The sequence below is a fragment of the Nocardioides sp. P4_G4 genome, assembly GCF_056401085.1.
Window position 1 is genome coordinate 56,392 of the sequence record NZ_JBFUKA010000006.1, and the last position, 23,743, is coordinate 80,134.

25 protein-coding genes and 1 tRNA gene are annotated in these 23,743 nt (G+C 71.5%); 6 read left to right on the plus strand and 20 right to left on the minus strand.

Features of this window, described 5'->3' with window-relative positions:
• Positions 1 to 8 precede the first annotated feature (8 nt).
• Entirely contained in the window at positions 9 to 644 is a 636-nt protein-coding gene (locus AC1DQF_RS02650) for a nucleoside/nucleotide kinase family protein (protein WP_477523661.1), read from the minus strand.
• Between the two features lie 62 nt (positions 645 to 706).
• Complete coding sequence (locus AC1DQF_RS02655) at positions 707 to 1,162, minus strand: cupin domain-containing protein (RefSeq protein WP_477523662.1); 456 nt, start codon at positions 1,160 to 1,162, stop codon at positions 707 to 709.
• Positions 1,163 to 1,438: 276 nt separating this feature from the next.
• Here AC1DQF_RS02655 and AC1DQF_RS02660 point away from each other — a divergent pair, with 276 nt between their 5' ends.
• Together AC1DQF_RS02660 and AC1DQF_RS02665 are read left to right on the plus strand one after the other, a co-directional pair.
• Complete coding sequence (locus AC1DQF_RS02660; protein WP_477523663.1) at positions 1,439 to 2,683, plus strand: hypothetical protein; 1,245 nt, start codon at positions 1,439 to 1,441, stop codon at positions 2,681 to 2,683.
• A 7-nt stretch (positions 2,684 to 2,690) separates the two neighbouring features.
• Complete coding sequence (locus tag AC1DQF_RS02665) at positions 2,691 to 5,615, plus strand: FtsW/RodA/SpoVE family cell cycle protein (protein ID WP_477523664.1); 2,925 nt, start codon at positions 2,691 to 2,693, stop codon at positions 5,613 to 5,615.
• Positions 5,616 to 5,634: 19 nt separating this feature from the next.
• Here the strand turns inward: AC1DQF_RS02665 and AC1DQF_RS02670 are convergent, their stop codons facing one another.
• From AC1DQF_RS02670 to AC1DQF_RS02715, 10 genes are all read right to left on the minus strand, one after another.
• Positions 5,635 to 6,651, minus strand: a complete 1,017-nt coding sequence (locus AC1DQF_RS02670) for a rod shape-determining protein (protein ID WP_477523665.1) — start codon at positions 6,649 to 6,651, stop codon at positions 5,635 to 5,637.
• Positions 6,652 to 6,777: 126 nt separating this feature from the next.
• The gene (locus AC1DQF_RS02675; protein WP_477523666.1) at positions 6,778 to 7,431 is read right to left on the minus strand and encodes a response regulator; all 654 of its coding nucleotides are present in this window, start codon (positions 7,429 to 7,431) and stop codon (positions 6,778 to 6,780) included.
• Positions 7,422 to 8,171: a sensor histidine kinase gene (locus AC1DQF_RS02680; RefSeq protein WP_477523667.1), complete on the minus strand. Its 750-nt coding sequence runs from the start codon at positions 8,169 to 8,171 to the stop codon at positions 7,422 to 7,424. Before AC1DQF_RS02680 ends, AC1DQF_RS02675 begins: the two co-directional genes overlap by 10 nt.
• A gap of 287 nt (positions 8,172 to 8,458) precedes the next feature.
• Positions 8,459 to 10,732, minus strand: a complete 2,274-nt coding sequence (locus AC1DQF_RS02685) for an MMPL family transporter (RefSeq protein ID WP_477523668.1) — start codon at positions 10,730 to 10,732, stop codon at positions 8,459 to 8,461.
• A gap of 248 nt (positions 10,733 to 10,980) precedes the next feature.
• Positions 10,981 to 11,054, minus strand: a tRNA-Met gene (locus AC1DQF_RS02690).
• 48 nt (positions 11,055 to 11,102) lie between these two features.
• Positions 11,103 to 14,060 carry a UPF0182 family membrane protein gene (locus AC1DQF_RS02695; RefSeq protein WP_477523669.1) on the minus strand — a complete coding sequence of 986 codons (2,958 nt, stop codon included), beginning with the start codon at positions 14,058 to 14,060 and terminating at the stop codon, positions 11,103 to 11,105.
• The gene (locus AC1DQF_RS02700; RefSeq protein ID WP_477523670.1) at positions 14,057 to 14,605 is read right to left on the minus strand and encodes a PPA1309 family protein; all 549 of its coding nucleotides are present in this window, start codon (positions 14,603 to 14,605) and stop codon (positions 14,057 to 14,059) included. Before AC1DQF_RS02700 ends, AC1DQF_RS02695 begins: the two co-directional genes overlap by 4 nt.
• Positions 14,602 to 15,651, minus strand: coding sequence for a YlbL family protein (locus AC1DQF_RS02705; protein ID WP_477523671.1), 1,050 nt, complete (start codon positions 15,649 to 15,651; stop codon positions 14,602 to 14,604). The genes AC1DQF_RS02700 and AC1DQF_RS02705 overlap by 4 nt, the downstream gene beginning before the upstream one ends.
• Positions 15,652 to 15,710: 59 nt before the next feature.
• The gene (locus tag AC1DQF_RS02710; protein ID WP_477523672.1) at positions 15,711 to 15,968 is read right to left on the minus strand and encodes a hypothetical protein; all 258 of its coding nucleotides are present in this window, start codon (positions 15,966 to 15,968) and stop codon (positions 15,711 to 15,713) included.
• A gap of 4 nt (positions 15,969 to 15,972) precedes the next feature.
• Positions 15,973 to 16,461 carry a molybdenum cofactor biosynthesis protein MoaE gene (locus AC1DQF_RS02715; protein ID WP_477523673.1) on the minus strand — a complete coding sequence of 163 codons (489 nt, stop codon included), beginning with the start codon at positions 16,459 to 16,461 and terminating at the stop codon, positions 15,973 to 15,975.
• A gap of 73 nt (positions 16,462 to 16,534) precedes the next feature.
• Here AC1DQF_RS02715 and AC1DQF_RS02720 point away from each other — a divergent pair, with 73 nt between their 5' ends.
• Both AC1DQF_RS02720 and AC1DQF_RS02725 read left to right on the plus strand, forming a co-directional pair.
• Positions 16,535 to 17,863: a zinc-dependent metalloprotease gene (locus AC1DQF_RS02720; protein ID WP_477523674.1), complete on the plus strand. Its 1,329-nt coding sequence runs from the start codon at positions 16,535 to 16,537 to the stop codon at positions 17,861 to 17,863.
• Positions 17,860 to 18,405, plus strand: a complete 546-nt coding sequence (locus AC1DQF_RS02725) for an NUDIX hydrolase (protein ID WP_477523675.1) — start codon at positions 17,860 to 17,862, stop codon at positions 18,403 to 18,405. Before AC1DQF_RS02720 ends, AC1DQF_RS02725 begins: the two co-directional genes overlap by 4 nt.
• Positions 18,406 to 18,412: 7 nt before the next feature.
• Here AC1DQF_RS02725 and AC1DQF_RS02730 read toward each other — a convergent pair whose 3' ends face one another.
• From AC1DQF_RS02730 to AC1DQF_RS02740, 3 genes are all read right to left on the minus strand, one after another.
• Positions 18,413 to 18,961, minus strand: coding sequence for a M48 metallopeptidase family protein (locus AC1DQF_RS02730; RefSeq protein ID WP_477523676.1), 549 nt, complete (start codon positions 18,959 to 18,961; stop codon positions 18,413 to 18,415).
• A 10-nt stretch (positions 18,962 to 18,971) separates the two neighbouring features.
• Complete coding sequence (locus tag AC1DQF_RS02735) at positions 18,972 to 20,015, minus strand: PHP domain-containing protein (protein ID WP_477523677.1); 1,044 nt, start codon at positions 20,013 to 20,015, stop codon at positions 18,972 to 18,974.
• 172 nt (positions 20,016 to 20,187) lie between these two features.
• Positions 20,188 to 20,982, minus strand: coding sequence for an enoyl-CoA hydratase/isomerase family protein (locus AC1DQF_RS02740; protein ID WP_477523678.1), 795 nt, complete (start codon positions 20,980 to 20,982; stop codon positions 20,188 to 20,190).
• Positions 20,983 to 21,171: 189 nt separating this feature from the next.
• On the opposite strand from AC1DQF_RS02740, the gene AC1DQF_RS02745 reads away from it, so the two are divergent.
• Together AC1DQF_RS02745 and AC1DQF_RS02750 are read left to right on the plus strand one after the other, a co-directional pair.
• The gene (locus tag AC1DQF_RS02745) at positions 21,172 to 21,330 is read left to right on the plus strand and encodes a DUF5679 domain-containing protein (RefSeq protein WP_011754982.1); all 159 of its coding nucleotides are present in this window, start codon (positions 21,172 to 21,174) and stop codon (positions 21,328 to 21,330) included.
• 126 nt (positions 21,331 to 21,456) lie between these two features.
• Positions 21,457 to 21,981 carry a hypothetical protein gene (locus tag AC1DQF_RS02750; protein ID WP_477523679.1) on the plus strand — a complete coding sequence of 175 codons (525 nt, stop codon included), beginning with the start codon at positions 21,457 to 21,459 and terminating at the stop codon, positions 21,979 to 21,981.
• 1 nt (position 21,982) lies between these two features.
• Here AC1DQF_RS02750 and AC1DQF_RS02755 read toward each other — a convergent pair whose 3' ends face one another.
• From AC1DQF_RS02755 to AC1DQF_RS02775, 5 genes are all read right to left on the minus strand, one after another.
• Positions 21,983 to 22,153, minus strand: a complete 171-nt coding sequence (locus tag AC1DQF_RS02755) for a hypothetical protein (RefSeq protein WP_477523680.1) — start codon at positions 22,151 to 22,153, stop codon at positions 21,983 to 21,985.
• Between the two features lie 101 nt (positions 22,154 to 22,254).
• A complete protein-coding gene (locus tag AC1DQF_RS02760) occupies positions 22,255 to 22,419 on the minus strand; it encodes a hypothetical protein (RefSeq protein WP_477523681.1) in 165 nt (54 codons plus the stop codon).
• Positions 22,420 to 22,490: 71 nt separating this feature from the next.
• A complete protein-coding gene (locus AC1DQF_RS02765) occupies positions 22,491 to 22,823 on the minus strand; it encodes a WhiB family transcriptional regulator (protein WP_477523682.1) in 333 nt (110 codons plus the stop codon).
• A gap of 158 nt (positions 22,824 to 22,981) precedes the next feature.
• Positions 22,982 to 23,227, minus strand: coding sequence for a hypothetical protein (locus AC1DQF_RS02770; protein WP_477523683.1), 246 nt, complete (start codon positions 23,225 to 23,227; stop codon positions 22,982 to 22,984).
• A gap of 123 nt (positions 23,228 to 23,350) precedes the next feature.
• On the minus strand, positions 23,351 to 23,743 hold a 393-nt coding region (locus AC1DQF_RS02775; protein ID WP_477523684.1), incomplete at its 5' end, for an HRDC domain-containing protein.

The following is a 23,743-nucleotide window of genomic DNA, read 5'->3' on the forward strand; positions in this document are numbered from 1 at the left end:
CCTCCGGGCTAGAAGGTCGCAATCACCCGGTCCGCAAGGTCGCGCGTCGACGCGACCAGCCGGGCGTTCGGTTGGTCCACGTCGTCGACCCATGCCGCGGCTACCTCGGGTGACTTGCCGAAGGCGACGTGTCGTTCCACCAGGTGCCGGGTACGACGCGTCTCATCGGCCTCGCAGAACCACACGGCGTCGAGCACGGCCCGGAGCAGCGACCACGGCACGGCGTCGACGAGCAGGTAGTTGCCCTCCGAGACGACCAGTCGGGTGCTCGGCAACACCTCGATGGCGCCCGCCAGCGGTTGTTCGAGACCACGCTCGAACTGGGGCGCGTAGACGGGGTGGTCCGGCACGCTGCCCAGCAGCCGAAGCATCATCAGGTAGCCCCACCCGTCGAACGTCTCGGGCGCGCCCTTGCGGCCCAGCATGCCGTGGGCGGCCAGGGTCACGTCCGCCAGGTGGTAGCCGTCCATGGGGAGGTGGACGGCAAAGCCGGGCTCCTCGGCGTTCAGGGCAGCGACCAGACCCGCGGCCAGCGTCGTCTTGCCGGCCCCGGGCACTCCGGTGATGCCCAGCAGCGCTCGCCGGTTCGATCCGACGAGCGCACGCGCGGCACCCACCAGGTCGGACCGGGACTCTCGCAGCACAGCGACACAGTGGCACGAACGAGCAACGACTCGTCGGTGGGCCCGGCTCGCGCCGGTGGGAGTCAGGCCTGGAGAGGCGGCCCGTCGACAGGATGTACGCCGTGTCGCACGCTGATGTCGAGCAGGACGTCCGGGTCGGGCGGGCCGACCAGGGAGGCGAAGTAGGAGGCCTGCTCGGCGAACATCACCGCCAGCCCCAGCGAGTTGAAGACGCCGACGGTGCGGACCACTTCCCGGCCGAGGTTCGCGAACACGTGTGGGATGCCGCGGGGCAGCCAGACGAGGCTCTCGGGTCCGGCTTCGTAGCGGTGGTCGCCGACCTCGACGGTGAGGGTGCCGGCGATGACGTAGATGCCCTCGTCCTCGTGGGTGTGGACGTGTCGTCCGGGTCCGGGAGTGCCCGGAGGGATGCGCGCGTCGCCGAACCCGATGCCGGCACTCGCGCTGCCGTCGGTGAGGACGCGCCAGGGTCGTGTCCGATCCTCGGGTGGGCCGATGAGAAAGGGGCCGAGCGTCATGACTTCTCCTCGCGACCTGTCGCTGGGTGGGTGTGAGCGGTTCAGTCCACTGGAGCAGGGCTGGCTCCACCCTGTCCAGAGGGCTGGGTGACCTCGGCCGGCACCGACGAGCACGCCGATCGCGACCAGCAGGCCGATGAGGGCAGGGCCCGGCGGAATCGGGTCCAAGGACTCTGGGAAAGGGTCCAACGTCCAGCCCACACTGGGACTGGTCGCGCGGGTCGTTCACCGCGCGTGGGGACGGCACCCCATCGGTGGTGCAGGAACGGGGATCGGATGGCTCAGGACACCGCGACACCGAGGACCACGGGCTCCGGGCCCGACCAGGACCCGCGAGAGCAGTCACCCGGAGCGGATCCCCCGCAGGCCGCGATGCCGGTGAGACGCGTGCCGCTCGACCAGCTCCTGGCCGTCGTCGTGCTCAGTCCCGCCCAGGCCTCGCTCCTGGCCGTGCGGGTGCTCGATGCCATCCGCATCCTGCTGTCGGGAAATGGGACGCACCCCGCCGACAGCTGCCGCTGGACGGTCGCCCTCGGTCTCTCGGGCGAGGTCGACGTGGGTCGTGCGGCCACAGGCGAGGGCGCCGCGACCACGGAGCTCCTCGAGCAGCTGAGCCAGAACGCGCGTCGGCTCCCGGCGCACCCCAGTCCGGAGCAGGTGGAGCTCCTGCGCCTGCTGGAGGAGGTGGCTGCGGACCCGCATCCCGAGCCGGGCGCTCGCGCACGTCAGCTCGACGGCGCGCTGGTGGAGGTCCTGGGTCCCGGTGCTGGGCAGCGCCTCTCCGCGCAGTTCGCGGCGCTGGTCGGCGCGTTCGCGCACATCGCACCCAGCGTCTCCGTCCCGATCACCGCGCGAGAGGTTCCCGAAGGAGTCCGCCCCGATCCGCACCGTGCCCCGCCACCACGTCCGGCGCTGGAGACCCGGCCACAGCGCCACCCACACCGGGGCCGCTCGCTCGTGGGCCGCCGACGCGCACGCACCCGACGTACGGCGCTCGTCCTCCTGTTCCTGGCTGCCGCGCTCGTCGGCAGCGCGTACGTCGTGCTGCGCGATCCCGACCCCGGAGATGCCGGTACGACCGCCCGCGACGACAGCCCGACCACGACCGCACCCTCCGGCTCCTCGGGGAAGCCCGCCGAGAAGCCGAGGCCTCGTCCGCGCCAGGGCGTGGGGGCCCTGGCAGCCCGACAGGCCGGCCAGGTCACCGGTGTCGAGGTGCAGAAGGTCGGCAGCTGTACGCCGGGGGCGCCCTGCCCCGTGACCGTCACGGTGCACCTGCGCCCCGCAGCGGGCACGCAGTCCGTGGTCTGGAGAGTGGGTGCGGCCCGGCTGTGCCGCAGCGGCATCGCCTGGTCCCCACCGGTCGCCATGACCGCCCAGCCCGGCTGGACCACCGTCTACGCCAGCTCGTCCGTCCGCGTCCCGCCGGGCCGCTCGCTCGCCCTGGTGGCCCTGACGACCGCACCGGCCCGGGCGCAGTCCCCTCCGGTGCCCCTCACCGGGTCGTCGCTGGGCTGCTGATCCGGCCATGCTCAGCGTCGAACGAGGGCTGCGGGCGGGGCGGCGGTCCCGCCCGGAGCCCGGCCGGCCGGCCCTCATCCCGGTCGTGTCGCTCCTCGATCCCATCGCCATCGGTGCGGTGGCCGTCCTGGCCGGCCTGGGCCTGGCCAACCTCGCTGCACTGGGAGACCGGTCGGCGGTCCGGCACCAGCTCGTCGTCGTGGTCGGCGGAGTGGTGCTGTTCGCGGTCCTGCTGCGGTGGCAGACCCGGGGACTGCGCTGGCTCGGGTGGGGGTGCTACGCCCTAAGCGTGGCGCTCCTGGTCGCGGTGGACGCGGGCGGTCTGACGGTCAGGGGGGCCCAGCGGTGGATCGCGCTCGGCTCGTTCACCATGCAGCCGTCCGAGCTGGCCAAGCTCGGCCTGCTCCTCGTGCTGGCCCAGGTGCTCGGCAGCGACCGGCGGTGGCCGCGGCGCCTGGCGACGGCACTCCTCGTCGCCGCCCTGCCGATCGGCCTCGTCCTCGTCCAGCCGGACCTGTCGACGGCCGCGGTCCTGTGCGCCGTCACCGGCACCATGCTGGTCCTCGGCCGCATCCCGCTACGGCTGCTCGTCCCGTTCCTCGTCGCCGCCGCGCTCGCGCTGCCGTTGGCCGTGCACCTGCTGCACCCCTACCAGCAGGAGCGGCTCAACGCCTTCCTGAGCGGCTCGACCGACGTGGACGGCCCCGGCTGGGCGATCCAGCAGATGCACATCGCCGTGGCCTGGGGCGGCCTGACCGGCGGTGCCGAGCACCCGCTGCACCGGCTGGTGGGGCTCTACCTGCCCGACCGGCACACCGATCTCGCCTTCGCCAGCGTCGTCGAGCAGTTCGGGATCCTCGGCGGCTCCCTGGCCGTCGTCGCCGCGGCCGTCCTCGTGTGGCGGGCCGTGCGCGCCAGCCGGCGGGCCATGAGTCGCCCCGCGGCGCTGGCCGCGGCCGGTTTCGCAGCACTGGTGAGCCTCGAGGTCGTGGTCTCGGTCGCGGGCAACCTCGGCTTGGTCCCCACCGCCGGGGTGCCGTTCCCGCTCCTCAGCTACGGAGGTACGGCGGCCGCCGTGCACATCGCCACGCTCGGACTGGTGCTGGCGCTCGGCGCCGACGGGGCGACCCATCGACTCTGGGGTCGCCTCGGCCTGGACGCCGTACGCCCCAGGCTGCTGCGCACCGCCGCGGTCGCGGCCACCGGCCTCCTGGTCGGCATGGTCGGCTTCGCCTGGCAGCTGCAGACTGCCGAGGGGTCCCAGCTGCGCGAGGACGCGCTCAACCAGATGCTGCGCTGCACCCGCGTGCCTGCGCCGCGTGGCGACATCAGGGACCGGCACGGGACCCCCCTCGCCCTCGACGCCCGCCAGGACAGGGTCGCCGTCGTGCCGGCGCTCGTGGAGACGGGCGACGTGCCCGCCCTCGCCGCGCTCACGGCGCGGCCGGAGAGCGGCCTGCGTCGGATGCTGCGCCRGCAACGGGCGAGCCGCGACCTCACCGTCGCCTCCCTTCCGCCGGCGGCCGGCCGGCGGGTCCGTGCGGCCCGGCTGCCCGGGGTCTTCGTCGTCCCCGAGACCCGCCGGCGCTACCCGGACGGTGACGTGCTCGGGCCCGTGCTGGGGTGGACGGGCGTGGCGACGCCCGTGGAGATGGAGCGCTGGCCCGACCTGCCCCTGGGAGCACTCGTGGGACGCGCCGGGCTCGAGCAGGTCTACGACCCGATCCTGCGAGGCACCGACGGCCGCCAGTGCGTCTACGTGACGCCGGCCGGCACGCCGATGGCGATGGGGCCCTACACGGCGCCCCGGCGTGGGACCACCCTGCGGGTGACCCTCGACCTGGGCCTGCAGCGCCAGCTCACCGGCGACCTCGACGCAGTGCTGCGCGACCGCCCGGGCGAGCCGCGCGGGGACGTCGGCGGCGCGGTCGTCATGGACCCGAGGAACGGCGAGGTCCTCGCCATGGCCAGCCGTCCGTCGTACGACAACCGCGTGTTCGGCCCGCCCGTCGACAACCGGGCGCTCGCACGACTCGCCCGCAGCCCGGGGAGCCCCATGCTCGAGCACGTGACACAGGTGGCGGCGCCCCCCGGTTCGACGTTCAAGCTCGTCGTCGCGACCGCGAGCATGCGGGACGGTTCGGTGCCGCCGGACCAGGTGCTGCCCGGCGGCGGTGCGTGGACGCTGGGCGACACCACCTTCGGCAACTGGATGTCCCTGCCTGCGCAGAACCTGCCCGAGGCGATCTCGTGGTCCAACAACGTGTACTTCTACCAGCTCGCGTGGGCGATGGGCCCCGGGCCGATCATCAGCGCGGCGCGGAGCCTGGGGGTCGGTCGATCGACCGGCATCGACCTGCCCGCGGAGAGCGACGGCTACCTCGGCACGCCGGCGTCGGTCGCCCGTGACGGTGGGACGTGGTTCGACGGGTCGACGGTGATCCTCGGCATCGGCCAGGGCTACCTGACTGTGACGCCCCTGCAGGACGCGCTCTGGACGGCCGGGGTGGCGACCGGCGCGATGGTCACTCCACACCTCGGTCTCGCGTACGGCGACGGCCCGCACCGGTCCAGGCTGCCGTGGCCCCGGCCGCACCGGCTGCCCTACGCCCACAAGCTCGGCCCGGTCCGCGCAGGGATGGCGCTGGCCGCGACCTCGGGCACGGCCAGCATCCTGACCGCACTGCCGGTCACGTCCGGCGCCAAGACGGGGTCCGCGGAGGATCCGTCGGCCCCCAACGGCGCACCGGACTCCTGGTTCACCGCGGCCGCCCCGCTCGCTCGTCCGCGCATGGTGGCCACGTCGTTCGTCCGCGGCGGCGGACACGGGGTCAGCACGTCCGGGGCCGTCGTGCTGCCGACGATGGCGTACTTCTTCGCGCACGAGGAGGAGATCCTGCGGGCGGGGCCCGCGGTTGGACGGCGCAGATGAGTCGCGGTCCCCGACCGCCTCAGATCGCTTCGAGGAAGGTGCCCTCGTAGGCGCGGACCAGGTCCGGGTTGCCCAGGCAGCGCGCCGCGCCCTCCGCGACGCACGTCAGGGGCCGCTCGGCCATCCGGACGGGGAAGGCGAACGCCGACTCGACGAGCTTGTCGAAGCCGCGCAGCAGGCTCGAGCCGCCGAAGACCGAGATGCCGTCGGTGAGGATGTCGTCGGCTGCCTGGGGTGGCAGGTCGTCGAGCGCGCCGGCCAGTGCGGCGATGATCGATTCCGCCGTGGGCCGCAGGGCGTCGAGCACCTCTGCGGCCTCCAGGGTCTTCAGTCGTGGCCGTCCGGTGGCCAGATCGATGCCCTGGACCACCGAGGAGAGGCCCTCCTCGACGTCCACCCCGCACTTCAGGGCCTCCGCGGTCAGCTCGCCGACGAGCAGCTGGTGCTCGTTGCGCAGGTAGCGGTAGAGCGTCATGGTCATCTCGTCGCCCGCGATGCGGGACGAGCGGTGGGACAGCACCCCGCCGTAGCAGAAGGCGGTGATCTCCGAGGTGCCACCACCGATGTCGAGGACCATGTGCGCCCGCGGGGCCAGGGGGTCCAGGCCGCACCCGATCGCCCCGGCGATCGGCTCGGGGATGAGCTCCGGCCGGTGGATCCCGGCCTCGTCAGCCACCTCGAGCAGCGCTCGGCGCTCCAGTGCCGTGGCGCCGGCCGGCACCCCGATCACCGCCCGCGCACGGAACCGCTGCCACGCAGGCACCGGAAGCCGGCCGAGCAGCGCGACCATGAAGGCGCGCGCGGCCTCGAGGTCCACGATCACGCCGTCGTGCAGCGGCCGCACCGCCGCGAGCCCGACCGGGCAGCGGCCCAGCAGGTCGCGGGCCTCCCGACCGACCAGCAGCGGTCGCACTCGACGCGAGCTCGCCTCCGAGGTGCGCACCACCATGACCGAGGGTTCGTCGAGCACCACACCGTGGCCCTGGTGGCACACCACCGTGTTGGCGGTTCCGAGGTCGATTCCGAAACCACTCATGGGGGACCTCCTGCGAGAGACTCGGCCTGGTCCACGGTAGGGCCCCACGGGGTACGGCGGCACGGGCCATAGGTCCCAGACTGCGTGCGCGAAGTGCCCCCCGCAGCGACCCGGGTCGACCCCGCCTCAGGTCTCGGCGCGGAGAAAGGTGAGCACCGCTAGGACGCGGCGGTGGTCGTCGTCCGTGTCAGGGAGATTGAGCTTGGCGAAGATGTTGGAGATGTGCTTCTCGACTGCGCCGAGCGTGACGACCATTTCCCTGGCTATGCCGGCGTTGGTGCGACCTTCGGCCATCAGCTCCAGGGTCTCGCGTTCGCGCGGTGTGAGCGGATCGAGCTTGTTGCCGGCGGCGGATCGGGTGCGGACGAGCTCGGAGACGACCTCTCGGTCCAAGGCGGTGCCGCCGGCCGCCACGCGGTGCAGCGCATCGACGAAATCGGCGATGTCGCTGACTCGCTCCTTGAGGAGGTACCCGAGACCGGCGCCGGGCGAGTCGAGAAGTTCGGCGGTGTACACGGGTTCGACGTACTGCGACAGGATGAGTGTGGCCAGTGCCGGGTGCTTGGCTCTCGCCTCGATCGCCGCCCGGATGCCCTCGTCGGCGAAGGCGGGAGGTAACCGGACGTCGATGATCGCCAGGTCGGGGTTGTGCTCGGCGACGATGCTGAGCAGACCGGGCCCGGTGTCTGTCGTCGCGACGACGTCGATGTCGACATCGTTGAGCAGGGCGACGAGTCCCTCGCGGAGCAGTGCGTGGTCTTCAGCGATCACTACGCGCACGGCACCTCCGCATGCACGTGGGTTGGCCCACCTCTTGGCGAGGTGAGGACGAACGTGCCGTCGAGCGCTTCGACACGCGCACGCAACCCTTGCACACCGGTGCCTGCCTGGTCGACGTTGCCTTGGCCGTCATCGGTGACGTCGACGGTGACGGCATCGGGGGTGAACGCGATGCGCACGTGCACGGCCGCGCCGGAGGCGTGCTTGGTGGCGTTCGTGAGCGCCTCGGCGACGACGAAGTAGGCGGCGCCCTCGGCCGTGGGCGGCGGCCGGCGGCCGTCGTCGGCTCCGACCACCTCGAGGGTGGCGCGATCGCGCTGGGTCAGGGACTGAACAGCCGCGACCAGGCCCCGGTCGGCAAGCACTGGCGGTGCGATGCCCCGGGTGAGGTCTCGCAGCTCGCGGATGGCCAGGTTGGCTTCCTCCCGGGCAGCGCGTACGAGCGCGGCCGCCTTGGGTTCGTGAGCGACCGCGGCCTCGGCCCGGCCGAGCTGCATGGTCAGCACGACGAGCCTGGCTTGCGCACCGTCGTGGAGGTCGCGTTCGATGCGGCGCAGCTCCGCGGCCTGCGCGTCGACGGCCTGACGTCGCGTACGGCTGAGCGTGTCGACGCGCGCCTGCAGCTTGCGGGTCCCGAACGACGGCAGCTCGTCGCGCAGGTCGATGAGGGCATGCACCCCCAGCACCACGCCCAGTCCGATGACTGACCAGAGAACCCATGGGCCTCGGGCGCCGCTCATGGCCCACACCAGCACGAGAGCTGCAGCCAGGGTGACGCTGACCTCGAGGTGCCCTCGCACTCGAGAACGCGGCGTGTTGGCCCTGCCGCGCAGGTGCTGTAGCCACAGGAGAGGAAGCAGGACCGCCGCGCACCCGAGGATCACCCAGCTCGGCCAGAAGTAGCCGCCCCCGGCGACAGCCCAGCTGGCCGTGCAGGTCACCACGATGATGGCACTGAGTGCGGTCAGGAATGCCAGGTGCGAGGCGATGGGCCTGGCCGCCTCGCCCCCGCGCGGGGTGGACCTCCTCATGCGGTGTCCTCCCCTCCACGAGCTTCGACAGCGGCATTCTTCCAGCCGGGCATCTTCCAGCCGCGCTCACCCAGGAGGGCGACGACGGCCGGCAGGGCCACGCCTCGCACCAGTGTCGCGTCGATCAGCACCGCCGCTGCGAGGCCGACGCCCAGCTGCTTGAACATGATCACGTCGAGAGTCGCGAAGATGGAGAACACGGCGACCATGACGACGGCAGCGCTGGTGATGGTTCCTGCGGTGGCACCGACGCCCTCCGCGGCGGCGGCGCGGGGACTTCGTCCCTCGAGCCGTGCTTCCCGGATGCGCTCGAGCACCAGCACCGTGTAGTCCATCGAGAGGCCGAACAGCACCACGAACATGAACAGCGGCAGCCAGTTGATGATGTACCCCGAGGAGTGGAAGCCGAGCAGGGTCTCGGCCCAGCTGTGCTGGAAGACCGAGGTCAGGACACCGTAGGCCGCACCGATCGAGAGCAGGTTGAGGCCCATCACAGCAACCGCCAGCAGCGGTGATCGGAACGTCAGCAGCAACAGCAGGAACCCGAGAAGCAGCACGAACCCGATGACCCGCGGGGTGGCCACGCTCATGCGGTGGGAGTAGTCCATCGTCGAGGCGGCGCTGCCCGTGACCAGCGCGGGCGAGCTGACGCCGTGGATGTCGGTCGCGGTGGGTGCGACGTCGTCCCGGAGCTGCTGGATGGTGTTGCTCGCCTCGTCCAGGCCCTGGTCCGGCATGGGCACGTTGACGCGGGCGACGTCGCCGTTCGAGGACACCGTGATGGCGACCGGCCCCTGTCCGCCGGTGACGTGGGTCGCCTGCTGTCCGACTGCGGCGAGGTCTGCCTGTGCCTCCTGGGTGTCGAGGTCGTGTCCGGTGACGACCAGCTGGGTGTCGGAGGGGGCGCCCGGGAAGGACTTCTCGATGCCGTTCAGTGCCCGGACCACCGGCAGGTCCTGGGGAAGGTCGGCGACCTGTAGGTCACCGGTGTGCATCGAGACCATCGGGATGGTCAGGGCGCCGAGTACGGCGACCGCAGCCACCACGAAGGCGAGTGGACGGTTCGTCACCACACGCGCCAGCCGCGCCCATACGCCGACCGACCGTCCTGCAGCACGCTCCTCGCGGCGGGCGCGAGCCGTGGCACGGCGGCGGTAGCCGGGGATGCGGCCGCGGTCGACACGGTCACCGAGGAGGGCGAGCATCGCCGGCAGCACCGTGAGCGAACCGAGCACCGCGATCGCGACGACCGTGATGGTGCCCAGGCCGATCGAGACGAGGTCGCCGGCGCCGGCGATCAGCAGGCCGGCCAGTGAGATCATCACGGTGAGGCCCGAGATGAGGATCGCCCGGCCCACGGCAGCGGCCGAGGCGATCAACGCGGACTCGGGCATCGCCCGACCGGCAACTCGTGCCGGACCACGTCCCCGTCGGCTCTCCTCACGCTCGCGGCGCACGTAGAACAGGGAGTAGTCGACACCGACGGCGAGACCGATGAGGACGACGACGGCCGAGGTCGACTCGCTGTTGGGTGCGACGTGCGAGACCGGGCCCAGCGCACCGATGGCCGCCACGACAGAGGTGATGCCCAGCACCAGCGGCACGCTGGCGGCCACGAGCGCACCGAAGGCGAGCACCAGGATGAGCAAGGTGATGGGCAAGGAGATCAGCTCGGCGCGGTGAAGGCCCGTCCCGATGAGGTCGTTGATCGCCTTCGTCTCGGTCCCGTCACCGACCTCTCGCAGCTCGGTGCCCGGGTGGTCGGCAGAGACCTGCGTGGTGAGGTCGAGCAGTGGTTCGACATGGTCGGCGGCATCGTCGGGATTCCCGCTCAGCTGGACCTGCACGAGGAGTGTTCGGCCACCGTCGGCGACCAGGTCCTTGGACTGCGCGGGGCCGGTCACCGACGCGACACCGGGCAGCGCGGCCGCCAGCGTGGTCAGGTCCGCGGCCGCGGCCCTCGCCTTCGTCGCTGACGGTGCGGTGATCAGGATGCTCTCCGAGGCGGGGTCGCGAAGCCCTGCCCGCTGCAGGAGGGCGTCGGCCTGGGCCGACTCACCGACCCCCGACTGCACTTCGGTCAGGTTCTGGGTGCCGACCAGGGCACCGGAGGCCAGGCAGGCCACCACGAACAGCAGCCACGCGGCGATGATCTTCTTCGGATGACGTTGCGCGACGAGCGCGCAGCCCCGAACCAGGCGGACGAGGACACCGTGATCTGCCGCCGCTGGGCGAGCACCATCGCGCGTGCGAACGAGTGAGATGGTCATGTCTCGATCGTCGAGGAGCGGCACCTGCAGAGCACTGGAGCCCGCTGGTGTCTCAGCTCGGTGAGCACCCCCGAGCGTGTGGTGGGGTTGTCCCCACCATCGGGACCATCCGCTCGCTGACGAGGTGCGACCTGCAGCGAACCGACCCTGCCCGCACGGCGAGCGTGCCTGGCCGTGAGCACCCGGGCGGAGATGGTTGCGCAACAGAAGAGGCCCTCACAGTGACTGTGAGGGCCTCTTCCGATTTGTAGCGGGGGCAGGATTTGAACCTGCGACCTCTGGGTTATGAGCCCAGCGAGCTACCGAGCTGCTCCACCCCGCGTCGGTGAACAGAACCTTACGCGATGGATCCCGGCGAACCCAAATCGGGTCAGCTGTCCCTCGCGTCCGCCAGCGCGAAGGCCTCGTTGATCAGCGCACGGCCCTGGTCCATCAACCGTGCCCAGCCCACGGTGTCGCCGTTCGACTGGGCCTTGTCGGCGGCCTGGAACTTGGCCTCCGCCTCGGCGAGCAACGAGCGGATCTGGTCGTTGACCGATCCGGAGCCTCCTGAGCCGCCGGGATTGCCCCCCGTGCCCCCGGTGCCGTTGTTGCCTCCGTTACCTCCGTTGCCGCCGTTGCCGCCCTGCGGCTGCCCGGTCGGCGTCCCGGTGGGCGGTGCGGTGGGCGAGACCCCGAGGACGTCCGCGATCGCCTCGCGCAACGTCGTACCGATCCCGATCTCGTCGCCGTAGGACACCGTTACGAACCGCAGGATCGGGAACGAGGACTCGGTGCCCGACCGCTTGGCGTACAACGGCTGGACGTACATCAGTCCGTCGCCGACCGGCAGCGTGAGCAGGTTGCCGGGCACGGGCGTGACGCCACCCTGGGTGAAGCTCAGCAGCTCCTCGCGGACGGCCTCGTCGGAGCTGAGCTCGTTGGCGATCTGCCCCGGCCCGTCGGTGCGCTCGTTGGGGAGCTCGAGGACCGAGATCCTTCCGTAGTTGTCCTGGTCGGTGGCGTCGCTATTGACCGACACGAAGGACACGAGGTTGGCGCGCCCGCGCGGCACGTAGACGCTGGTGAGAGCCCAGGTGTCGTCGACGAACAGGCGGAACGGCGGCTGGAGACGCGTCTCGGCCTCGGGGTCGCGCGGGACCTCCCAGCGGGTTGAGGCATCGAGCCACAGCTTGGCGTCCGTCTCGTGGTACTTGGCGAACTGGTAGCGCTGCACCTTGAACAGGTCGTCGGGGTAGCGCAGGTGCTCGAGGAGCTCGTCGGGGATCTCGTCGCGCGGCTTGAGGATGCCGGGGAAGACCTCGCCCCATGCCTCGGAGATCGGGTCCGGCTCCCACTCGTAGAGCGTCACCGTGCCGTCGTAGGCGTCCACGGTCGCCTTGACCGAGTTGCGCATGTAGTTGATCTCGTCGGTCGGCAGGGTCTGGAAGCCCAGGTCCTGGGCCAGCGAGTCGTCGGTCATCGTCTCGAGCGACTCCCGCTGCGAGAGCGGGTAGCGGTCGGTGACGGTGTAGCCGTCGAGCACCCACTTGATCCGACCGTCCACGACCACCGGGTAGGGGTCGGAGTCGACGGTCAGCCACGGCGCGACCTTCTCCACCATGGTGCGCGGGTGCCGGTCGTAGAGGATCTTGCTGCTCTCGTGGACACGGTCGGAGAGCACGAGGTTCGGCTCGCCGAACTTCACGGCGTACAGCACCTTGTCGAAGAGGTTGCCGATCGGCACCCCACCCTCGCCGTCGTACGTCGTGGTCTGGTTCTCGTCGCCGCGCTCCCCCTTGGGCAGGTCGAGCTCGAGGTCGGTGCCGCTCGACTGGGCGCCCACGATGGAGTACGTCGGGGACTTCTCGCCGTAGTAGACCCGCGACTCGTAGCCGTCCGGGTAGAGGTTCGTCAGCGAGCTCTCGTCGCTCTCCTGGCCCTCGGCCCACTGCACGGAGGTCGACTGGCGCTGGTCGTCGGCCGGGCGCTGGTTGCCGAAGGCGGCGATGACGCCGTTGCCGTGGGTGTAGACGGTGTGGAGGTTGGACCAGGTCTTGTCCCCGTCGGCGATGCCGGCCTGGTCGAGCTCGCGCACCCCGAGGACCACGGCGCGGTCCTTGCCCTCGATCTGGTAGCGGTCGACGTCGAGCACGTCGGGCACCGAGTAGTAGGCGCGCACCTGCTGCTGCTGCTCGAAGGTCTGGCTGACGACCTTGGGGTCGACGAGCGGCACCGACGACGTCGCGGCGTCCAGGGTCGCCAGGTCGCCGTCCGTGGTGTTGGGCTCGCTCGAGTAGGACTGCACCTCGATGTCCTCGAGGTCGTAGGCCTGCCTCGTGGCGTCGATGTTGGCCGAGATGTACGTGCCCTCCTTGTCGGGCACGTTGGGCTGGACCTGGAACTGCTGGACGACCCCGGGGACGATGAGGCCCAACAGGATGGCCGAGAGCGCGAAGAGGGCGATGCCCAGCGACGGGAGCAGCCACGTCCGTCGCCAGATGTTGAGGAAGAAGAGCACGGCACAGATCAGGGCGATGCCGGTGAGGATCTCCTTGGCCGGCAGCACCGCGTTGTCGTCGGTGTAGCCCATGCCGGTGAACAGCGAGCCTGACCCGGTCACCAGGTCGAAGCGGTCGAGCCAGTAGTCGGCCGCCTTGGCCAGCACGAAGACCCCGAGCAGGACCGAGAGGTGCACCTGCGCCGCACCCGAGACCCGCTCGCTGCTGGCCGAGAGCCGGATGCCGCCGTACAGGTAGTGGGTGATCGCGGCGGCCATCAGGCCGATGATGGCCAGTGCCATCGCGAAGTCCGTGACGTAGTGCCACCACGGGAGGCTGAAGACGTAGAAGCCGGCGTCCTTGCCGAAGTACGGGTCCTTGGTGCCGAAGGACTGGCCGTGCTGCCACAGGGAGTAGGAGCGCCACTGGCCGGTGGCCGAGGCGCCGGCGAAGGCGCCCATCAGCAGCGAGATGCCCGCCAGCAGCCAGCCCATGATCGGGGTGATGGCGTCGCGGTAGCGCTCGAGGTTGAGGTCGGCGGCCGCGGCGTTGAGGAAGAACGGCCGGAAGCGGTAGGCGAGGTAGATGTTGAGGGCCACCACGGCCGCCATCAGCCCCCCGAAGACCAGGAAGAGGCCCACCCGGGTCCACAGCAGGGTGCTGAACACCTCGGAGTAGCCGACCGAGCCGAACCACAGCCTTTCGGTCCAGAAGGACGAGAAGCCGGTCAGGGCGATGAAGGCCACGACGAGCACGGCCGCGGTGATGACCAGGGCGCGGGACCGGCTGCTGCGTTGCGGCGGCTCCTGCTGCTCGCTCTTGTCCGGCTGGTCGAACGTGCCGCTCACTGGGTGTCTCCCTCGAGGGTGCTGCGGAGGAGGTCGAGGAGGCCGGGCACGAGCTCGGTCCCGTCGACCACCGACTGGTCGTCGTCGTGGGCGCGCAGGCGCAGCGCGCAGTAGGTGGCGCCGGCGCGGGTGGCGCCCGCCACGATCCGCACCTCCTGGCGCAGGGGGTGCTCGCGCGCGAAGCGCTCGGCGTCGGCGGGGTCCGCGGGGATCTCGGGGTCGACCTCGGGAGGCAGCACCAGCCGCTCCACCACCGCCGCACAGCCGGCGACGTCGCCGGGCCAGACGATCGACTCCAGGGTGACCTCGAGGGCCTGCTCGGGCGGCAGCGCGTCCTGCTCCACGGGGGTGAACGAGCCGTCGGCGGAGGCGGTGTCCAGGCCCATCGCGGCGGCCAGGTCGGGTTCCTGCGCGACGATGCGTGACGTCTCGACCAGGGCGTAGAGGCGGGCCGGCTGGTCCCAGCCCGCCTCGGCGATGTGGTTCTCGATCTCCAGCACGGCCGCGGCCAGTGCAGGATCCTGCGGGATCGAGATCTCGGTCATGACTGCTCCTCGCAGGTCGGGAGTGGGGCGTCGGGGTCGTCGACCCAGGTCTTGATCGCCTCGACGGCGCCGTGCATCGTGTCGGCGCGCACCAGGCGCATGTCGCCGGAGTCGATGTCCGTGGTGTCGGGGCAGTTGCCCACCGGCACCATGAACAGGCGGGCACCGGCCGCCTCGGCGCCGGCGATCTTCTGCTGGATGCCACCGATGGGGCCGGTGCGGCCCTTGCCGTCGATGGTGCCGGTGCCGGCGACGACCTCGCCGCCGGTGAGCGAGCCCGGGGTGAGGGTGTCGTAGATCGCCAGCGAGAACATCAGGCCGGCACTGGGGCCGCCGATGCCGTCGCCGATGTCGACGCTGACGTCGAAGGGGAAGGAGTAGCCCAGGCCGGGGGTGATCCCGATGCGCTTGTCACCGTCGAACTCCTTGGGCGTGACGTCCACGTCCACCTGCTTGCCCTTGCGCAGGACGGTGAACGCCAGCGGCCGGCCCACCGGTGCGGCGTCGACGGCGTCGATGACGTCCTGCGGGGTCTTGATCGCGCGCCCGCCGATCTCCTGGAGGACGTCGCGGACCTGGAGCCTGTCGGCCGCCGGGTAGCCGTCCTGCACGTTGAGCACCTCGACGACCGGCGCCACGTCGTACCCCAGCTCGGTCAGGGCGGTGGCCACCGCGGCGTCCTGCGACGAGACCATCTGGACGGCCGACTCGGTGTCGTTGGTCTCGTCGGTCTCGTCCGGGGCGTAGACCGACGAGCGCGGGTAGACGGCCTCGGTCGGGTCCAGCCAGGCCGCGACCAGGCGCTCGAGGGTCACCTTCTCCTGCGGCTGGTCGACGTAGATCGTGGTGAGCCGGAGCTCGCCGTCGTCGCGGTAGGTCTTGTGACCGGAGACCTGCACGGTCTCCTCACCGTCGCGCGTGGACAAGATGTCGACGGTCGGTCCGGGGCTGTACGTGACGTACGGCAGGGGCTGGACCGCCACCAGCACCATCAGGGCGAGCAACAGCGGCAGGGCGAGAAGGGCCCCCTTCGTCCGCTGACTCATGCCGTCACCCTCTCAAACAGGGAAAAGCCACCGTGCGGTGACCGCCCCGCAGGATGCGGTCACGAGGCCCGTCGACGATCGGTCCCTGCTCCCTGGTCGCGCGTGGGGCGTACGGCGATGCCCGTGCTGCGGTCCTGGGTGCGGACCGGACGGGGCTGGCGGGCGGTCGGCAGGTCCCGCTCCATCGCGCGTGTGAGCCGCTCGATCTGCTGGTCACGGTCGACCTCGCCTCGGCCCTCACGGCCCAGCCAGCCCACCCACGCCATCGCGCCGACGGCCACCACGACCGGGGGCACCAGCCACCACAGGATCTCCACCGGCTCAGGGTAGGCCGACCCACTCCTCATCGCCGTCCGCGAAACGCTGGTGCTTCCAGATCGGCACCTCGGACTTGAGGGTGTCGATGAGGGCCTTGGAGGCGGTGAAGGCCTCACCCCGGTGGCTGGCCGTGGTCGCCACGACGACAGCGACGTCCCCGAGCTCGAGGTGCCCCACCCGGTGCACGGCCGCGACCCCGTGGACGTCGTACTGCTCCGCGATCCGCTCGCACACCTCTCGCAGCCTCGCCAGGGCAGTGGGATGCGCGCTGTAGTCGAGGCTGGTGACCGGCTTGTCGGGAACCGGGCCCTCCCCCGACGGCTGCGCCGGCCCGTCGTGGTCGCGCACCTTGCCGACGAAGAGCGTGAGCCCGCCCGCGGCGTGGTCGTCGAGGGCGTCCACGACCTCGGCGACGTCGAGGGGCACCTCGCGGATGTCGACGAGTCGTACGACGGGGCCGACATCCATCGGGTCAGCGGGGCTGGCGTCCATGGAGTGAGTGTAGGGACGGCGTCGAGGTCCGGCGGGGCCGTCGGGTGTGGCGTCGGTGAGTACCGTGGAGGACATGAGCAGCAACCCTGGCGACGGACCCGACGAGCAGAACCCCTTCAAGGGCACGCCCTTCGAGGCCCTCTTCGGCGGCCTGGCGGGCGGCGCGGGCGGTGGCGGCATGCCCGACCTGTCCGCCCTGATGGCGCAGGTGCAGTCGCTGATGCAGCCCCACGACGGTCCCATCAACTGGGCCGTGGTCGCCGACATCGCGCGCAAGGTCGCTGCCCAGTCACCGGACCCCACTCCCAGCCAAGCCCAGCGCGACGCGGTCGCCGACGCGGTCCGCCTCGCGGACCACTGGCTCGACGAGACCACCGACTTCTCCTCCGGCGTCACCTCGACCGCCGCGTGGAGCCGTGCCGAGTGGATCGTGGAGACCCTCGACGTCTGGCAGCGCCTCGTCGAGCCGGTCGCCGGCTCGACCGTCACGGCGCTCGGCAACGCCCTGCCCGAGGAGGCCCGCGCGATGGCCGGCCCGTTGCTCGGCATGCTGGGCAAGGCCACCGGCGCGATGGTCGCCACGCAGGTCGGCCAGGGGGTCGGCGAGCTCTCCGGCGACGTCCTCGGCGCCTCCGACATCGGACTGCCCCTGGGCCCGGCCGGCAAGGCCGCCCTGCTCCCCCTCAACGTCGCGGCCTTCGCCGCGGAGCTCGACGTGAGCGCCGACGACGTGATGCTCTACCTGGCCCTGCGCGAGGCCGCCCACCAGCGGCTCTTCGCCCACGTGCCGTGGCTGCGCGAGCACCTCATCGGGGCTGTGGCCGACTACGGCAGTGGCATCGAGATCAACACCTCCGGCATGGAGGAGAAGCTGCGCGGCATCGACCCGATGAATCCCGCCGCCATGCAGGAGGCGATGGAGGGCGGGCTCTTCGACCTGTCCAAGTCGCCCGCCCAGCAGGAGGCGCTGGAGCGCCTCGAGATCACCCTCGCCCTCGTCGAGGGCTGGGTCGACGAGGTGGTCGGCCAGGCCACCCACGAGCGGATGCCGTCGGCCACCAAGCTGCAGGAGGCCGTACGCCGCCGCCGCGCCGCCGGCGGGCCGGCCGAGCAGACCTTCGCCACCCTGGTCGGCCTCGAGCTGCGTCCGCGCCGGCTGCGTGACGCCTCCACCCTGTGGGGCTCGCTGCGCACCCGTCAGGGCACCGAGGGCCGCGACGGCGTCTGGATGCACCCCGACCTGCTGCCCACCGGTGCCGACCTCGACGACCCGCTGGGCTTCCGCGAGAGCGCACTGGCTCCGGAGTCGCTGACCGACGACGACTTCGAGGCCGGCCTGCGTGACCTGCTCGACGGCCCGTCGGCCGACGGGGACGCAGGACCCGACCGTCCGACCGAGTGACCCTCCACTCCGACGCCCGGGCCGTGCTGGCCGGGTGGACTCCCCCGACCGCGCGTGACGCACAGCTGCGCGACCGCTTCGTCGCCCACCTGGACGCCCGCCCGGACGGCATGGCTCGCGCCTGCCTTCCCGACCACCTCACCGCAGGCACCCTCGTGCTCACGCCCGAGGCCGACGCGGTGCTGCTCAACCACCACCGCAAGGCCGACAGCTGGTTCGCCTTCGGGGGTCACTGCGAGCCGGGCGACGCCACCCTGGCCGCAGTCGCGCTGCGCGAGGCCCGCGAGGAGTCCGGCCTCCCCGCCCTCGACTTCGACCCCGAGCCGCTCAACCTCGACGAGCACGCCGTGGAGTTCTGCTCCCCCGGCACGACCGTGCACCACCTCGACGTCCGGTTCCTCGCCACGGCCGTCCGCGACGGTGCCCACCGGGTGAGCGAGGAATCGCTCGACGTGCGCTGGTGGCCGGTGGACGGCCTGCCCGACGTGCACGACGACATGCGCCGGCTCGTCGGGCAGGGCGTCACGCGTCTCGGCCGCTGACGCCGACTCAGTCGATCTCGCCGTCGGCGTCGTCCTCGGACTCGCTGGACGGCGGATCGACCTTGGCCGCGGCCGACCAGCCCAGCAGGTAGCCGCGGGCCCGCTCGGCGCGGGGGTAGCGGTCGACCCAGGCCCAGAACTTTGCGTCGTGCCCGTGCTCGAGCAGATGCGCCAGCTCGTGCACGAGCACGTAGTCGACCACCCACGACGGCATCCCCTGGAGCCGCTCGGAGAGCCGGATGGACCGGTCGCCGGGACTGCAGGAACCCCATCGCTGCTGCTGGTTGGTCACCCAGCGCACGCTCGAGGGCGTGGCCAGCCCGCCGAAGTAGGTGTCGTTGAGGATGACCGCCCGGGCGAGCAGCTGCTCGTCGGAGGGACGCGTGCGCTGCTCCTTGCGCTCCAGGCGAGCCACCATGTCGGCGACCCACTTCGCCTCGTCGCGCTTGCTCATGGCGGCCGGGATGAGCACGACGATGCGGTCGCCCTCCCGGTACGCCGAGACCGTACGACGTCGCCGCTTGGACCGGCGTACCTCGACCTCGGGGGTGCTCACGTCCTCCACGCTAGCCGCCGGCGGGGTTCGCCCAGGCCAGGAGACGGTCCCGCTCCCAGGTGTTGACGATGCGGTCCGGGTCGATCCCTGCCTCCTCGGCCCGCTCGCAGCCGTAGTCCAGCATGTCGAGCTGACCGGGCGCGTGCGCGTCGGAGTCGATGCTGAACAGGCAGCCGGTGTCGCGCGCCAGCTCGAGCAGCCGGGTGGGCGGGTCACGACGCTCCGGTCGGCTGTTGATCTCGACGGCCACGTCGTGCTCGACGCAGGCCTCGAAGACCGCTCGGGCGTCGAACTCGCTCTGCGGGCGGGTTCCGCGGTTGCCCTCGACCCGTCGGCCGGTGCAGTGGCCGAGCACGTTGGTGAAGGGGTTGGCGACGGCGGCGAGCATCCGCCGGGTCATCGGGCCCGCGTCCATGCGCAGCTTGGAGTGGACGCTGGCCACGCGGACGTCGAGGCGGGCCAGCATCTCGTCGGTCTGGTCGAGCGCACCCTCGTCGAGGATGTCGACCTCGATCCCCGCGAGCAGGGTGAACTCCTCGCCCAGGTGGTCGTTGACGGCCTCCACGACGCCGAGCTGGCGGGTCAGCCGTTCGACGCTCAGCCCGTTGGCCACCCGCAACCGCGGTGAGTGGTCGGTGAGCACCAGGTAGTCGTGCCCCAGCTCCATCGCCGTCATCGCCATCTCCTCGATGGGCGAGCCGCCGTCGGACCAGTCCGAGTGGGAGTGGCAGTCGCCGCGCAGTGCGGCCCGGACCTCACGTCCACCGGGGGTGAGCGCACCGGCGTACTGCTTCTCCAGCCTGGCCAGGCGCTCGGGGAGCTCGCCGCGCACGGCCTCGGCGATCACCGCGCCGGTGCTGGGGCCGATGCCCGGCAGGTCGGTCAGGGTGCCCGCCCCGGCCCGGGCCGCGACGTCGTCGGGGTCGAGCGGCAGGATCACCGCGGCCGCCTTGCGGAACGCCTCCACCCGGCGGGTCTCCTCGCGGCCGCGCTCCATGAGGAACGCGATCCGGCGCAGGGCCCCGACCGGGCCACCCGCGTAGTGCTCCCCCACGTGCTCATCCTCTCGTGTCCGTCGTCACGGACCAGTGTCGCCGGTGAGCCCCTCGCCACGCCGACCCGTCCCCAGGCCGTGGGCGTGTCGTCCCCATGTTGTCCACACCTTCGTCCACAGGAGTGGACAGCGCGTCTGCCCCGTCCGGTCGCGGCGGGTCGGACTGCGGGCCTCAGCGCCCCTCGAAGACCGGCGGCCGCTTCTCGCGGCTGGCCCGGATGCCCTCCTGGAGGTCCTCGGTCGCCAGGGTGACGGGCTGGGCCAGGGCCTCCCACTGCAGGGCGCTCTCGAAGTCTGCGTGCCCGCCGTCGGCCAGCGCGATCTTGGTGAGGCGGGTGGCGATGGGCGCGGTGCCCGCGATGCCCTCGGCCGTCCGCAGGACCTCGGCGTCGAAGGAGTCCGCGGCGATGACCCGCGAGACCAGGCCGATGCGCAGCGCCTCCTCGGCGTCCACGACCCGGCCGGTCAGCAGCAGGTCGCGCGCGTGGGCGGCCCCGACCACTTGAGGAAGCAGGTAGGTGCCCGCCATGCCTGCGTGCATGCCGAGCTTGACGAAGGGCACGCCGAGCCGGGCGCCCGGGGCGGCGTACCGGATGTCGCAGGCCAGCGCGAGGCAGAGGCCGGCACCGATCGCGTGGCCGTTGACGGCCGCGATCGTGGGCACCTCCAGACGCCGGATGGACAGCCAGGAGCGGTAGAACGGCATCATCCGCTCGCGCAGGTGGTCCACGGTGGCGTCGGGCTCGCTGGAGATCCACGACGTGTTGCCGCCCGAGCAGAAGGCCGACCCCTCGCCGGTGACGACGACGGCTCGCAGCGAGCGGTCCGCGGCCAGCTCGTCGATCGCGCGCACCCACGACGAGGTCATCTCGTCGCTCATCGCGTTGCGCATGTCGGGGTTGTCCAAGGTGAGCACGGCGACGCCCGCGGAGGGGCGGTCGAGGCGCAGGTGCGTGTAGTCGGCCATGGGCCGCAGGGTACTGATCGTGCCCGGCGGACCGACCATCGTCGTCGGTCCGGACCTGTGTCGCGAGCCGTCGGGCGTCGGTTTCGGTAGTGTCACAGGCGGACCGAGGTGTCCCGACGCTCCGGCCCCGCGCGGGTTCCCATCCCACCCGCCGCGACGACAGCACGATGATCAAGCGAGGAGTCCCCCATGGCGGAGACCTGGAGCGGCGAGTTCTACTGCGTGAAGTGCAAGGAGAAGCGCGAGGCGGAGGGCGAGGTCAAGGTCAACGACAAGGGCACCCGGATGGCCAAGGCCGTCTGCCCCGTCTGCGGCACCAACCTCAACCGCATCCTCGGCAAGGCGTGATCCTGCCGGCTCGTTGAGCCGGCGCCCGCGCGACCACGGCGTCACCTCGGGGTGGCGCCTCGGTCGCCTCCCGGGACCTGTGGACGACCGTGTGCGCCATCGTCGGCCGTGTTGGATCGTGGCTCCATGCGCCTGTCTCCCCCGGTCCCCGTGCGGCTCCAGACGATCGACCCCTGGCAGCCGTACGTCGCGTCCCTCGCCGACGCCTCGGGACTGCGGCACACCTCCCGCGCCGAGGTCGCCCTGCTGGTGACCGACCAGCCGGGCGAGTGCGCTCCCGCCGATCCGTGGGTGGTCGAGTCGAGGCCGCACCTCGCAGTGGTGGCCGTGCCGGACGCCGTACGGATCGGACCCTTCGTGGTCCCCGGGCTGACGGCCTGCCTGCGCTGCGTCCGGGCCTGGAGCGACGCACCCGGCCCGGCACGCCCCGGTCAGCCGGGCGCCCGTCGGCTCGACCCCGGCCCGGGCGTGGACACCGGTCTGCTCGCGGTGGCCCTGGGCTGGGCCGCCCGCGACGTCGCCACCTGGCACTCCGGAGGCACCCCGTCGACGTGGTCGGCCACGGTCATCGTGGGCGCCGACCTGGCGCCGGAGGCCCGGGCCTGGCAGCGGCACCCCTACTGCGGATGCTCGTGGGGCGAGGCGGTGTGACCTACCACCACTCGCTGTCGAGCTTGCCCTCGATGGACCGCAGGTGCGAGCGGGAGCACTCCTCGCAGTAGGTCCGCCGGCGCCCGTTCTCGACAGACGTCGTCCAGGTCAGGGTCTCGGCCCCACTCCCCTGCCGTCCGCACAGGGCGCACGTCGTCGTCGGCTCGCTCACGCCCTCGAGGCTACTCGTCCGCACATGCCGACAGCCGGCACGATCCGTGTGGATCGTGCCGGCTGTCGTCTGCATCACCCGCGATCAGGGCGAGGCTGGTCCTAGATCGCTCGGGCGAGGGCGAGACGCGCCTGCTGCGCAGCCTGCTCGGCCTTGCGGCTCATCCGACGGGCCAGGGCCAGCTGGTGACCGCGTCGGTTCTGCTGCGCCTCTCCCAGGCGCGCGGTCATGTGTGCGCGCGCCAGGTCTTCCTGCATGGTGCTCATGTCGTATCCGTCCGTGTGAAGTGTCATGTGTGTGTCCGAGGGTCCTGCCTGGGAAGGGGTGAGGACCGCCGTCAGGCGGCGACCTCGTTCTGGTTCTTGCGGGGTCGGCCGCGGGGGCGCTTGCGTGGGATCACCACGCCCTGGAGGAAGAGCTCGCCACCCCAGACGCCCCACGGCTCGCGCCGTTCGAGAGCGCCGTCGAGGCACATCGCCTGGACCGGGCATTCCTGGCACAGGGTCTTGGCGTGCTCGACATCCGCGGGGGTCTCGGCGAACCACAGCTCTGCGTTGTTGGTGCGGCAGGGCAGCAGCTCGTCGTCCACCTGGGCAGCTGCGTCGTGCAGGTCACCCAGGTCGTGGGTGACCTCGGCAGCTCGGTTGCGGTCGAGAACACTGATGGTCATGTGTGTCACCTCCTTCTCGTGGACCTGATCGCTGGTGCAGAGAAACTCATGTGTCTGCGGGATCCGGCCCAGCTGCCCCTCGTGTGTGGAGGAACAACAAAGGCCGCGGATCCCGGTGTGGGTTCCGCGGCCTGGAGGCTGCCGATGTGCGTCTGGTGTCAGACGATCGGTGGTCTCCAGGCGGTCGGACCCGGGAAGGCTCCCTTGACGCGGATGGCGTCGAGCTCGATGACGCGGACGGCGTCGACGGCGCCCATGACGGCGGTGCCGGCCACGTGGGCCCACGACGTCACAGCGGTCTCGAGCTGCTGCACGCAGGAAGCGGCAACGCGCGGGGAGGCGGCGACGACGGGCATGCCGAAGGACGGCGTCGAGGCCGTCATGGTGTTGGTGTAGATCTCCATCTGGTGCCACCTCCTTCGGGGCGTCGGGCGCTGACCAGTGCCAGTGGTCGGGTGCGCGTGGGCTGTTGAGAAGAAACTAATGCCTGCCCCGTGTAATGGGCAAACGATTTAATGAGTATTTCTTCAGATTTCCTTGGAGACGAGCGCGAGGACGTCGTCGCCGTACTTGGTGAGCTTGGAGGGACCCACGCCACTGATGCGCCGCAGCGATCCCTCATCGGTGGGACGGTGCTCGGCGATCAGCTGCAAGGTGGCGTCGGTAAAGACGACGAACGCCGGCACCTTGTCGTCGGCGGCGCGCTCGAGTCGCCACTCACGCAGCCGCTCGAAGAGGGCCTCGTCGTAGGAGGCGGGACAGTCGACACACCGCCCGAGCTTCTTCTCTGCGGGGGTGCTCAGCGCCGTCCCGCACTCGCGGCAGTGCATGGCCTTGCGGTTGCGACGGGTGGGGGCGCTCGTCGCCGCCGCGCGCTCGACCTCGGCGACGGCCTCGAGGAACCGTGACGGCTTGCGGCT